Here is a 13,804-nt window from a genome sequence, read left to right as displayed (position 1 = left end):
GATAGTTAGTAGTTAAGAATTGACAGTTAAGTCATTCTTGATGATTCCCAATAGAAAAATCCCTGCTGTAGGAAAGGCTTCCTATGGCAGGGATTTTTTATTTGAATAAAAAGAAGTGAAAACTTTGGTTGTTTCACAATTAAATCGTAAATTTGCAGCAAAAACTATAATAATGAAGAGTTATGGAAGAAAAATTATCGACTATATATTTAAGAGATGGGCGGAACGCCCTGCAATATGTTATGAGCCTGAGCGAAAAGTACAGGCAGATAGCGACCGAAGCGATATTCGAGTGTTTGAGACTGGGCTATCCACTCAACAATATGGAGATAACAGGCAAAGCACGAGAACTGCAGAGAAAGAGGAATGCCTACGTTTGATAAAAATCGCCAAAGAACAAGACTTTAAGTTATGGATGAATTGACAAATACAAGATTATATACCGATGTCTGCTCCATCATAGAGCAAGGCAGGAAGGAAGCTTATGCCTCCGTCAATCATAAGATGATAGAGACCTATTGGAACATAGGGCGACGCATCGTGGAAGAAGAACAGAATGGTGAGGCACGTGCTGAGTATGGGGCTCAGATCATTGCGCAATTATCTGAGCTATTGACACATCAATATGGTAAAGGATTTAGCAAAAGAAATTTGGCTTATTTCCGCCAATTCTACTTGACAATCAGTGATATACGAATTTTGCAATCGCGATTGCAAAATCTTACTTGGACACATATAACAAAAGTTCTTCGTGTGGAAGACTCTACTGCAATTCGTTGGTATCTCGAAATGGCTTCAAAGGAAATGTGGAGCGTGCGTACGCTCGACCGCAATATTTCCACTCAATACTTTGAACGTCATTTTGTGCAGCCTTCGCTTCCTATGACAGAGACTGAACCACATCAGTTTGAACTATTGAAAAGCCCTGTTGTGGCAGAGTTCTTAGGCTTCAAGCAGGATGATTCTTATTCTGAGGAAGAGTTGGAGTCTGCCATCATCACCCACCTGCAGGAGTTTATGATGGAGATGGGACGAGGCTTTGCTTTCATGGGACGCCAGCAGTTGGTACGCACAGATACACAGGATTATTTCATAGACCTTGTGTTCTATAATGTCGTGCTGAAATGTTATGTCCTCATAGACTTGAAACTTGGTGCTATCACCCATCAGGATGTGGGACAGATGGATATGTACGTCCGTATGTATGATGAGTTCAAGCTTACGGAAGGTGACAATCCAACCATCGGCATCGTGCTTTGTTCAGAGACGAGCAAGGATATTGCACGTTATTCCATCCTCAAAGATAATGACCATCTCTTTGCAACAAAGTACAAGACTTATCTGCCGACAGAAGAACAGCTTCGCACGGAGATAGAACGCCAGAAGCAATTGTTCTATTTGCAGCATGAAGGTAAGGCAAAACATAACAATAATAAATGACAAGGAGAAACAAGATATGAATGAACCAAAAATAAGATTTCAAGGATTTGAGAGGGAATGGAAAAGTGGAAAAATAGAAGAAGTTGCGGCTTTGCAAGGAGGCTATGCTTTTCAGTGTTCCTCGTTTTGTAAAGATAGAGTCCCTATTGTTAGAATTGCAAATATTTTACATTCTGGAGAGATTGAGGGAAGCCATATAAGTTACCTATAGATGAAGGACAGGTCAGATTTGCTGCGGAAGATGCGCACAAAGATTGATCGGTTAAGGTTCAACATTAAAATGAGTTGACAATGAACAATGAGAATTTAGTATATAGCCATACAGCATATTTTAATATTTTGAAGACTCGTGGAATGCAAGGACTTCAAAAGAATATGCCGTTGTGGAAGTTCAAGCTATCAGAAGAAGAGTATGAAGCTTTGAAACAAACGCTAAGATGTCATACAAGCGACCTCGCCAGATATGGTGAGGAAGCCGCTTTGTGCTATGCTGAATGGTGGCGAAGAGACTATCGGGGGTCTATCCCATCCAAAGAGGATGTTGCTATGGGTATAGGCTTGCATAGGCGTTTGGGGGATGACTTGTATATGGCTGCCAGAAAAGCTTTGCAGAAGCATGGGTACGCATTCCTGCATTCTTTGAAAGGTACAGAGTATTTCCGTACTCTATTGAATCAAGGTGGACTTCCTGTCAACTATATTAAGAACAGTGGCAATATTGGCTATTTCTCTAAATTCTTGAAAGAGTTGGTGAGCGAGTTGTCTTCAATCAATCTTGACTGGAATGAGGTGGATAGTTCTATCATACAGCAGTTTAACTGTATTTCATATTTGGGTAAGGCTTTTAGAAATGAAAACATATATGATGTTTCCATGCAGATAGCCCATGCCATCATCGTGGGAGAAAAAGAACTTCTCCCTTATGATGATACAGATGTCTCGCTCGCAGAGCTTACCAAGTCTTTGGAAACCGCATATAGTCGAGCTAAAGCTCAGCGCAAAACACGCCCTCTGTCCTTGCATTGGAAGCTCAGAACTTTTGGACAGGGACAAGGAAAACTTTACGTCAATATGGAAGTTGTCAAGGATATTTCGTCTGATTCCATACCAGGTTTAAATATAACTACGTGCTATTCCTTCGATGTGTTTGTTGCAGGAACGCTTGTAGGTAAGTATGTGAGAAAAGATAATGTTAGAGACGAAGAAGGTAATGTCCTGTATGCTGTGTATACTCGCATTACAGTGGGTATGCAGAGCGATATCTTGTGGACTGGTGAGCCTGTAGTAGAGGTGAAGGTAAGATGTGACAACGATGATCGACTATTCTTGACTATTGCAGGTTGCTATCCTCCAAACTTTTACTATCCGCAGGTATTCCAGATGTTGGATGACAATCTCTATAGTATGTCAGAAACTGCCAATGCAGAGAATAACGTAGCAATATTTTCTCATGAGTGGAAAAATGGCAAATCCTTGCCTATAACCATTTGTGACAAAGAACTCTATTATAACGCATTTACGGATGAGTTGGATTTACAAAACTCTGAAACAGGTGAAGATGTTAAGTTGACCAATAACTTTACGCCATATACCGTAGAGTTTTCTGGCAATTATATTTCTTGGGTTGAAAAGTCAAACTATAAATTGCTTTCAACTATACCTTTTGTTCGTGTGTATGACCAAGAGAAAAATCGTGTTCACAACTCCACAGTAAAATATAGATTCAGAAACGACATCTATATAAAATGGCGTAGCTTGAAATCTTCCTGTGTCTTCCCTTGCGGATTGGTTGATATTCGTGTGGAATTACCCGATGGGCATATTGTTACGGAAACTTTCTATTCAATAGGAAAATTGAAGTTTACTTCTGATAATGAAAGTGTCTTCTCGACGAACATCATTTGCTCGTGTGGTGCGGATATGCTTCCTAAAATTAATACGCCAGAGGGAGTTGGTATTACGAAATTAGGAACCAACAAATGGATGGTTAAGCGAAGTAAGGACAGTAAGTTTACACCATCTGTATGTGATTTCAGTCTTTACTGTGCTGGAAATCCAACTTTGCGTTTGTCCATAGCTATTCCTTTTGATGGAGTAACCGTTACGGATATAAAAGGAAATATCGTACCAAATGGAAAGATTGTTTCATTGGCTAACTTGACAAACTTTTGTGTTGTAAGCCATGGTTGTTATGGTAAAAAACGCAATATAGATGTGTCATATGTTTCTGATAAGGTTGAAGATTATAGCTTATTGAAACATTTACGTAGTAAGGTGATAGATGGGTTGGTATCTCTCGCTGACTATAATGACCTTATTGTTCGCATGTTTAATCTGTATGGCGCTAATAGTTTTGACCGTTCCAGTTCCGTAGCCATGAATATTTATGGTACAGAGATATTCATTAGAAAATTCGTATTGGAGTCAACCATTGAAGACGGAAAAATAAGGGTCATCGACAGCACAGAAGAAGATACTGATGATTTTCTCTATGATGGCGAAGTTTATGCGTTTCCTGTTGGAGATGAACTTTCATCAGAAGACTTCTTTGTTGTAAAATTGGAGCGATTAGATAATTCTGAGAATCTGTTCACATTCCCAGATGACTTTAATCAACAAGAGGTCGTTGTATTTTCGGGTCCAGAGGCAAAGCGTAGGATGATTCCAAAATATTACAATAGGGAGGCTTATGATTTTGATAAACAAGAAAGAACAGAACGTTCTTCAAGCAATACAAAAGATTGGTATGAGGCTTTGAAAAATGAGGATGTCATGATGGGCAAACATTGGAAAGGTGTATGTAAGGCATTTGACATCTGTAGTCGATATAATTTGCCTTTCCCAACGTATAATGGATTAAAGCCACTTGGGCGCAACTCCAAATTGTTGGCAAAGTTTGTCATTGCCATGTGGCTTAACGAGTACAAGGATGTCTTGTTGCAAGATATTGACAGGTTTGAGCAAGAGATGATTGTTGCAATTCATTGGATTCCTGCCAAAATTTGGGAGGAATGTATTGATGAATTTTTGGCAAGTGTTCCTGAAGCAATACAGCCTATAATGTTTGGAAAAATGCAGTCTTTGGTGGAACTGTTGCAAGAATTGTTTAATTCGACAGTGTCTACAGACATAGCGCAAGCTTTTGCGGCTTTCCTTGTTTCTGGTAATATTGATGCAGAAAGAGCGTTTAACATTGCAGATATCAATGCTTATTGTGCAAAAATACATGGTTTGTCTGATACGAATAAAGACTTGCCGATTGCTAAATTTTCATTGAGCAATGCTTATTACAATCAGGGTCAAAAATTGTTGCCTTCATATAGGGTTATGATGGAGGCTGCTATGTGTGCTGCAGAAAATACTTGTCTTCAAGAGAATCGCATAGATTTGTTCGCTTGGGAAAATAGGGAGTTTGCTCGTATTGTCAATTTCTACAGAAAGTATTTCAAAGAGACATATAGCGACATTTTCTTCAAAACGGTTAAATATATTAATACATTAAATAGATAAGATATGAATTACGCAGATTTCTATACATCCGCAGAAAAAGTGCTTATAGACTCCTTGGTATCTCTCTGGCTCGGAGGTAAAGCCAAGGAACAGGCATATATGCGCCATATTTTATCAAAGGAAGAACCTTTGATGGCGGAACCTGTGTTTCAATCTATATTTCCTTGGGAAAGTAGCAAGGAAACCTTTGGTGAGCATGCAACAAAATTGCATATACTATCCCCTTCTTTCGTGGAGGCTTTGGGTAGTGACAAGGTTGATGAGGAAATGAGATTTCCTATGAGTCGTTGCCCTTATAAGCATCAGACAAAGAGTTGGAAAACAATGCTGTCTGGTGAGGGCAAGACGATAGTTGTAACCTCTGGTACTGGTTCAGGTAAAACGGAGTGTTTTATGATACCAGTTCTTCAAGATATTGCAAATAGAAATGAGAAGGATTGTGTACAGGCAATTTTTCTTTATCCTCTTAATGCCTTGATGAAGAGCCAGCAAAAGCGTATTCATGCTTGGTGCAATGCTCTTCCCAACAAAATCACCTATGCCATTTATAATGGTGATACGGAAAAGGATAGAAGAACAGTAAACTTTACTTCTAAATTCTTCCCTCAATTAGTAACTCGACCACAGATTCGTGAAACTCCTCCACAGGTGTTATTTACGAATCCGACGATGCTTAATTATATGTTGGTTCGTGCCGAGGATAAGGCTATTTTAGAGAAGTCAAAAGGCAAGCTAAAATGGATATTGCTTGATGAAGCTCATACCTATACTGGTTCTTCTGCTGCGGAATTGTCATTGCAGTTGAGACGTGTCCTTGATGCTTTTGGGGTAACGATTGACCAGGTGAACTTTGCTGTAACATCTGCTACGATTGGTGATGAAGATGATCCTGCGGCAGAACAGAAACTAAAGACTTTTGTTTCACAATTAACAGGAAAGCCTGCTGAAAGTATTGTTGTTATCGGGGGAAAGCGAATCATCCCAGAAATGGATGAGACTAAAGCTTCCCAAGCGATAGAGAACGTTAATGCTAAATATGGAACTCATATTTCACTTGCTGATATAGAAAGACTTCGTAAGAAGTTGAATGCCAATCCTGTGCTTTCTACAAAGCAGATTGCTAAACAACTGGATACCCTTGTAAGTAAAGATACTTTGAAATCGCTTGAAGTAATAAACGTTTTGGGTGATAAAGTGGATGGATTGAATAAGGCTGATGGTGGAAAGACGGCATTGTTGCCTTCAAGAATCCATTATTTTATACGTTCAATCAACGGCGTATATGTTTGCGTAAATCCAGAATGTAGTCGACATAAGAAGATAAGATTGGGGATAGGTAGCTTAACTACTTATCAGAACACGAATTGTCCAGTATGTAAGTCAAAAATGCTGGAAGTAGCAACCTGTCCTTCATGTGGAGGCTTGATTGTCGTAGGAGAAAACAGCACCTCTGATGGATTCAGAATGCATGTAAATACAGTGGACTTGGATAATGGAGTGTTCTTTGATACGGATGAGGACCTTGTTGAGAGCGAAGGTCTCATAGAAGAGGACAGTAGAGTTAGACAGGAAGCGGCAGGATATACGTCATTCTATTTTGCCAAGCCGTCTAAACCATGTTTGCGACACCACACCCATGTGGAAAAACATATCTTTAATCTTGAGAAGAACAAGATAGAGATAGCACCAGATGATGCAGACAAAGCCGCTGTGTTTGAATCTTTACGTCATTCAGAAAACAATAAGGACTTATGCCCTTATTGTGGTAATTCCTTAGGGCATGTTAATTATCTTAGAGCAAGTGCTACCCAAATGGGACGTGCATTGGCAACCACAATCTTGGACAATGCAGAAGGATTGAAAAATACAGATTCAGAAATCCTGTATAAAGGTAAAAAGTATATTGCTTTTACAGATAATAGACAAGGTTCTGCTCGAACAGCTATGGGGTTAAACCAAGATGTAGAACGCACTTGGATTCGTTCCAGTATTTTCCATAAGATGGCTGATATGAGACTTGAAAATATTGACCCATCAGGCTTGACGGCTGATGAGGAAAAAACATATCAATTTTTGAAAGGTCAGCCAAAGGAACTACTTCCACCTGCGTTTGTAACTGAGTTGTCACGTCTGGAAGCTAAGAAAAGTGGAAAAAAGGTTATCCCTGCTCCACCAGAAGTTTCATGGGATGAAATTAGTAGAACGTTAGAAAATAATACTGACTTTAGAAAACTTTATAAGCATATTAATGAGGCACGTGGAGGAAAAGGTGCAGAAAACTCGACAGTCTATCTGAGAGCGTTATTGATAGACCAATTTGGGTGGATTCCAAAGCGAGCAAATTCTATGGAAACCATGGGATTTGTAAGACTGGTATATCCTGACTTGAAGAAGGCAAAATGCCCAGAAATTCTTTTGTCAAAGGGATGTAAAGATGAAGATTGGCAAGACTTTTTGAAAATTTGCATCGATTATGTTATTCGTGGCGGCAGACATTACATGATGGCTGGTGAAGTCAAAACCTATTTGACGCAGAATGTCTATATGTCTGAAATCTATCCAAAGGATTCTGATAAGCGTATAAAAAGTAAACCTGTTAGCAAATGGCCTGTTGTGAAACAGAGAATGGATGGAACAGTACAGGATGATCAAAATAGATTGGTACTTCTTATTTGTGCTGTTTTAGGTTATAATGATGCAGAACAGATTGATGATGGCAAAGTTGCAATTATCAATAGTCTCTTGGATAAAGCATGGGGATTCCTGACATCTAACATTCTGGAACCTGTAGATACAGAAAGTAAGGGATATATGTTGGATTTGATAGGAAATAAGGTCAAATTGCAATTAATAGAAAAAGGTTACCTTTGCCCTGTGGATAATGTCGTCGTAGATGTGACCTTCCATGGCTACAGCCCTCGAATGAACGGCTATATAGGGAAAGAAAACTTTGATAGATTCAAGGTTGTAACAACATTTGAATATCCATATTTCCCATTCAAGTCGGCTGAGCTGGACGACAAGAAGATTGCTGCATGGATTGATGAAAATTTGGTCTCTCAAAAAGAACATGGTGTCTATACAGGTTTGCATGAGAGAGTTTATTCCCAGAAGCCAATCTTTATTTCTGCAGAACATTCTGCACAGCAATCTCGTGAAGATTTGGATAAATATGAAAAGGAATTTAATGAGGGACATCTTAATGTGTTGTCATGCTCGACAACAATGGAGATGGGTGTAGATATAGGTGGTATAAGTGAGGTGGTTATGAATAATGTACCACCAAAATCTGCCAATTATCTACAACGTGCAGGTCGTGCAGGTCGTAGAAGCGAGTCAAAGGCTTTGGCTCTGACTTTCTGTGCTCCTAATCCAATAGGTGCAAACACGTGGAAGCATCCTGATTATCCAATTACGCATTTAACGGAGACACCTTTGTTGAAGTTGGAAAGTCGACAACTGATTCAACGTCATGTTAATGCTATGGTGTTTGCTGATTTCGTGTCTTTGCAGGGTGGAATAAGGGTTACTGCCAATATAGGAGATTTCTTTGTTGCTATCGATGGACTATGCTATTTGGATAAGTTCCTGAATCATATTGATAATATTATTGGTGGTAACAGAACTGACCTTGAAGTATCATATAAGTCTTTGGTAAAAGGTACGGCATTGGATAACGTACCTTTGTCAGATGCTATTTTCTCTACGAAAAAAGATATTTCAACTGTTCGAGGACTTTACCAAGCACGCATAGACAGTTTGGATAAAACGATAAAAATGTTAGAAGAAGAAGGTGATAATGGTATTGCACTAAAATCAGTGTCACATCAAAAGGATAACTTCCTTTCAACTTCTCTCTTGACTTATATGGCAGAACATTCATTCTTGCCAAGTGCTGGCATTCCGACAGGTTTGGTGCAATGTATGTTGGGTAAGGGTTATGATGAGAATTCTCCTACCATGCATTTAAGCCAAGCTATTTCTGCCTATGCTCCTGGCAAGCAAGTAGTGAAGAATGAATGGATATATCAGCCTGCTGGAATTTTAATGAAAACGAAGTATGATGATAATACGACAAGATACGTACTGCAAAATTGTACGCATTGTGGTTATACTGTTATTCGACAAGGTAATGTCCTGAACGATTGCCCAAAATGTGGCAAGGAAAATTCAATGCATGGAATTAAGGACATGAGTATTTCGACAGAGCAACGTTTTACAGAAGTGGTTGAGCCTGTGGCATTCAGTGTGGCATTTGGTTCAAAGCCAACTCGAAAAATGAATGCACAAGGAGAGATGAGCTTTGTTCAACCTGTACTTTTAAAAATGGATCCATGGCAGGAAAAGACTTCTGCTGCCAAAATGGTTGTGCGGTGCTCTACAAACGAGTCTGAAATATTGTTCTTTAATAGAGGTAGAAGTACCTTTGGTTTTGCTTTTTGTCCTTATTGTGGTAGGATGGAATATGAACAAAGTCCTGATTACTCGGATAATATCCTTGTAGGTCATAAACATTTATCTACAGGTCTTCCATGTCCTGGAGGTGAGGCAAATGGCAGAAATATTAGAAGACATGTTCTGCTTGTAGGTCGTTATCAGACAGATTTCGTAGAAGTTAAATTCTATGATGCAGCAAATGTCTTGGTGAGAGATAGTGAAACGCTATATTCATTGGGTGTCGTCTTGAGTAGAAAACTAACAGAATTGTTGGGCGTAAATGATAGAGAGATTGATTTTGGTTATAATGAGGCTAGTCATTCTATCTTCATTTATGATACGGCTCTCGGGGGAGCTGGCTATTCTCCACTTTTCCGTGAGTATAAAGACAAGGTGTTGGAAAAAGCTTATGAAGCATTAGCGAAGTGTGATTGTGAGCGTTCTTGCACCAAGTGCTTGATTGACCGCAGATCTCAGTGGTATATCAATTACTTGAACCGTCAAAAGGCTTTAGAGTGGTTAGAAATGGAGCGCAATTCAAGAGTAGCTCCAGAGTCAATCGTGTCTGATATTCCTGATGCTTCCGCAGTAACAACTGATTTTGCGACGGAATTCTACCAACTTACTCGCAATGATAACGTGAAGTCTTTAAAAGTCTTTGTGGATAATGAGTATGATAGTTGGCAACTTGATGATTTTTCTTATGGAAAATTGTTGAGTGAACTTTCTCTTTCTGGTGTTGATGTGGCTTATGTTTTGAACAAGAACATACAGTTATCGTCATGTTCCGCTTCCTCAAAAGCTATTTTAATGGCAGCACTTTTTAAGAACAGGTTCGAGTATGTCAAGGTTGGGCTGAAAGAATCATTGAAACCATTACTTGCCGTAACGTTCAGTGATGGAACGAGCAAGATGTATTTTGGTGAAAATGTCGATGTCTCTTTGAATGCTAATTGGGGTGATGGAGATGTGTTCTCTTCTTTAAGTGATATTCGGATGGAATATGTTCCGATTAATCCGTCCGATATTTTGTCAGAAATGAATGCAGATGATGGCTCTATTATGTTTGACGCTCGTATCTTGGAAGATTGCAGAGTTAACAATTTGTGCGAAAAGTTGCTGAAATACAAATCTGAGAAATGGGATAGAATTATTCTAAGTATGAGAGGAAAGAATGTTTCAGTGACCTATTCTGACCGTTATTTGGTCACTCCGTTGGGTTGCATCCTTTTGGCCCATTTCATTGCGGATGTTCAGCAAAAACTTCAACTCAATATAGTTTCGTTGAATATCTATGTTAAGAAGCCTAACGGTGATGCCTATGGTAATCAAAGGATTGGCTTGGAAAGAGAATACGGAGACAATGTTGCCAGAAACAGTTTCATGGAAGATGCAATCAGGGAGATAGCTGGCATAACTCCTGAAATTGTGGATTACGGCTATATAGAGCATGAACGCTGTATGTCCATAAAAACAGCAGACGAGGAACTTTGTATTCGTCCTGACGCAGGTATTGCTCATGGATGGAATTTGTTTGGAAGAAGCAACTCTGACTGTACGGACGATGACTTTAGATACGATTGGGATATGGATGTTCCATTGTATAATAAAAAGAAAAATTACTCTGGAATCTTGTATACGATTTCATATAATAAGCTATAATAAATGAATTGATGCAGAAAGACTGCACAGAGTTAAATTAATTTTGCAATTAAAATAGTGCGATATGGAGAAAATTGCAATAATATGTTGGAATACCCATGACAGGAAATGACCTTCGGGAAGCGAAGGAAAGTCTCAGTATGGGGATTCCTATGAAAACAAGATAGGGTTTGGGCATGAGGATTGGCTTTTGGATGACTCACGTATTTATGAGTCTGATAGTTATCATTATGCCTTTTTGAAACCAATGAATGTTGATAGTGGTAAGCATATAGGTATGGAGTATGACATTCATTTGTTTACCAATATCTCCTTGCAAGCAGAAAGTTCGCGATTGATAGAACTGATGTAACTACTCAGCACCCCTATAGAAAACTTCTCGTTAATAAAGCATAAACTTGATTTTGCTTATTTTCTTCATCATTACAAACTTTTTAATGATTGAGTCGATGAGGACGTAGGCTGTTTAAAACAGTTCATTTAACGAGTTCTTTTCCGATGATGCCTCCAACATGTCTCCTTTGTCTATTATCGCCTTTCAACAGATTATCTGCCAGGAGATGCGTTTTTGCATTCCCCGTAAGTCAAAAGTCTGCGTTAATGGATGTAAATCGTGATTTTGCCATGTGGAGAAAAATGCTTATCTTTGCACCAAAAAAATGGCAAGCGACTGTACTGACATAGATGTTGTTTTGCGCCAGATAAACCAGCGTCTGCGCAAACTTGAGAAGTCCGACTCCGAGAAGACTGAGGAGATCGGACGCCTCAACCGTGTCATTAACCAGAAGGACGTGGAGATACATAATCTAAAGACAGAACTTGCTTCCACAAAGGCAGAACTTGCCGTTGCTAAAGAGCGCATCAAGGAACTCGAGGGAGCTGATGACGATACATCAAGTACACCAGGAAAGCCCGAGAAAAACAGCAGTAACAGCAGTATCCCTCCATCCCAAGAAAGTATCGCTTCCCGTGAGCTGCGCAGGACAAAGTCTCTTCGCAAGCCAAGCGGAAAGCCGAGCGGTGGACAGCCTGGCCACAAGGGTCACACACTGCAGACTATAGCAGAACCAGACGTAATTGTAAAGCACGAACCAGTCTATTGTAAATGCTGTGGTCGGCTCTTGATTGATATACCATGCCAGAAGATCCGTAAGACACAAATTGTTGATATCAAGGTGGTCGTAGAGACCTGCGAGGAACAGTATTACGAGAAGGTCTGTGAATGCGGTTGCGTAAACAACTGCGAAGCTCCCAACTGTCGTATCAAGTATGGTGACAACCTCCGTGCACTGGTGACATACCTTAATGTAGTGCAGTGTATTCCGTTCAAAAGGATTGCAGAACTTATATCCGACCTGTCCGGCCAGAATATAAGTGAGGGTACAGTGCAGAACATACTCAAAGAGAATAGCGGCAAGGCAGACTGTGCATATGAGGAAATACGCAAGAGGCTGGAAACAGCGTCTGTCGTAGGAGCCGATGAAACTGGTGCTACGGTAGGAAAGCATCTGCATTGGAACTGGATATTCCAGAACGACCTGCTTACATACGTGTTCCAGTCAGAATCGCGAGGTCAGAAGGCCATAGATTCCAGGTTTCCAAAGGGACTTCCCTATTCGACACTTGTGACTGACAGACATCAGAGCTACTTCAAGATGAATGTTAAGGACCATCAGGTCTGCCTGGCTCATCTTCTTAGGAATGCAGAGTATCTGAACGAACTGGATCCAAACCAGAACTGGTCACGGAGATTCATCCATCTGATAGAACACTCTATAAATCTCAGAAGAGAGGACAACATTACCTCTAGAAAGATAAAGGTACTGAAGACAAAGATGAAGAACCTCTTGGGTGAAAGCCTCACGCATTTAGATAACGAGTTTGAGAAATTCAAGAGGGGTATCCTTAAAGTCAAAGACTACCTATTTACCTTTCTCTCCAATCCAAGTGTGCCTTACGAGAACAATGCCAGTGAGCGGGGAGTTAGGAAAATCAAGATAAAGCAGAAAGTCAGCGGTTGCTTCCGAACAGACAGCGGTGCCGATGATTTTGCCAAGTTGCACTCCATTGCTGAAACTGCTATGAAGAACGGAAATTCTAAATTCAATGCAATTCTTGCTGTAGTACAACAGTAAGACGATTACTCATGCCCATAGGGGTGCTGAGTAGTTACGAACTGATAATTGATAGTTAATAATAGTTAAGGATTGATGGCTTCGTCATTCTTGATGATTCCCAATAGAAAAATCCCTGCTGTAGGAAAGGCTTCCTATGGCAGGGATTTTTATTTGAACAAAAAAGCAGTGAAAACTTTGGTCGTTTCAAAATAAAGCCGTAACTTTACACATGTAAACTGGTTAAATTTCATTGCATGATGAAACAGCAAGTAAAACAAGTACCATACGGAGTATCTGATTTTGCCACGGTGATGAGTCAGAATCTATATTATGTCGATAAGACGATGTTTTTGCAGAGCTGGAGAAGCAGCCTCGCAATCTCTTCTTCGTCCGTCCCCGTCGTTTTAGAAAAAGCCTGTTTCTCAGTATGCTCTACTCTTACTATGACTGTAATCAGAAGGAGAGTTTCGAAAAACTCTTCGGTAGTTTGTGGATAGGGCAGCATCCTACATCCCTGCAAGGAATTTACCAGGTATTGTTCTTGGGTGATCTACCAGTTCATGATAGATTTTTTTGTATTTTTTGAATAGCTTTGGATTGGATTTCTTCCATTTCTTGATGACATCTTCTGCACTCCT

General features: G+C 39.8%; 6 protein-coding genes and 1 pseudogene. All 7 read left to right on the top strand.

What is annotated here, in order from left to right; translation table 11 throughout:
* The first annotated feature begins 115 nt into the window (after positions 1-115).
* Positions 116-424, top strand: a complete 309-nt coding sequence (locus tag KUA46_RS07625) for a hypothetical protein (RefSeq protein WP_194253582.1) — start codon at positions 116-118, stop codon at positions 422-424.
* A complete protein-coding gene (locus KUA46_RS07620) occupies positions 412-1,440 on the top strand; it encodes a PDDEXK nuclease domain-containing protein (protein ID WP_218487675.1) in 1,029 nt (342 codons plus the stop codon). The genes KUA46_RS07625 and KUA46_RS07620 overlap by 13 nt, the downstream gene beginning before the upstream one ends.
* Positions 1,406-1,651, top strand: coding sequence for a hypothetical protein (locus KUA46_RS07615; protein WP_434725813.1), 246 nt, complete (start codon positions 1,406-1,408; stop codon positions 1,649-1,651). The genes KUA46_RS07620 and KUA46_RS07615 overlap by 35 nt, the downstream gene beginning before the upstream one ends.
* A gap of 80 nt (positions 1,652-1,731) precedes the next feature.
* A complete protein-coding gene (locus tag KUA46_RS07610; RefSeq protein ID WP_218487677.1) occupies positions 1,732-4,950 on the top strand; it encodes a hypothetical protein in 3,219 nt (1,072 codons plus the stop codon).
* 3 nt (positions 4,951-4,953) lie between these two features.
* Entirely contained in the window at positions 4,954-11,049 is a 6,096-nt protein-coding gene (locus tag KUA46_RS07605; RefSeq protein WP_218487678.1) for a DEAD/DEAH box helicase, read from the top strand.
* A 659-nt stretch (positions 11,050-11,708) separates the two neighbouring features.
* Complete coding sequence (gene tnpC / locus KUA46_RS07600; protein ID WP_434725783.1) at positions 11,709-13,184, top strand: IS66 family transposase; 1,476 nt, start codon at positions 11,709-11,711, stop codon at positions 13,182-13,184.
* Between the two features lie 239 nt (positions 13,185-13,423).
* Positions 13,424-13,710 (top strand): annotated as a pseudogene (locus tag KUA46_RS07595) (AAA family ATPase); the annotation flags it as partial.
* Positions 13,711-13,804: the final 94 nt, after the last annotated feature.

The organism is Segatella copri (assembly GCF_019249765.2).
Lineage (GTDB): Bacteria > Bacteroidota > Bacteroidia > Bacteroidales > Bacteroidaceae > Prevotella > Prevotella copri_K.
The sequence above is the reverse complement of the archived record's forward strand: the minus strand, read 5'-3'. Positions and strand labels throughout refer to the sequence as shown.

Coding starts and splice junctions, on each gene's coding strand:
- KUA46_RS07615 (WP_434725813.1), top strand. CDS start 1,406: ATGAAGGTAAGGCAAAACATAACAATAATAAATGACAAGGAGAAACAA.
- KUA46_RS07610 (WP_218487677.1), top strand. CDS start 1,732: ATGAACAATGAGAATTTAGTATATAGCCATACAGCATATTTTAATATT.
- tnpC (WP_434725783.1), top strand. CDS start 11,709: ATGGCAAGCGACTGTACTGACATAGATGTTGTTTTGCGCCAGATAAAC.
- KUA46_RS07605 (WP_218487678.1), top strand. CDS start 4,954: ATGAATTACGCAGATTTCTATACATCCGCAGAAAAAGTGCTTATAGAC.
- KUA46_RS07620 (WP_218487675.1), top strand. CDS start 412: ATGGATGAATTGACAAATACAAGATTATATACCGATGTCTGCTCCATC.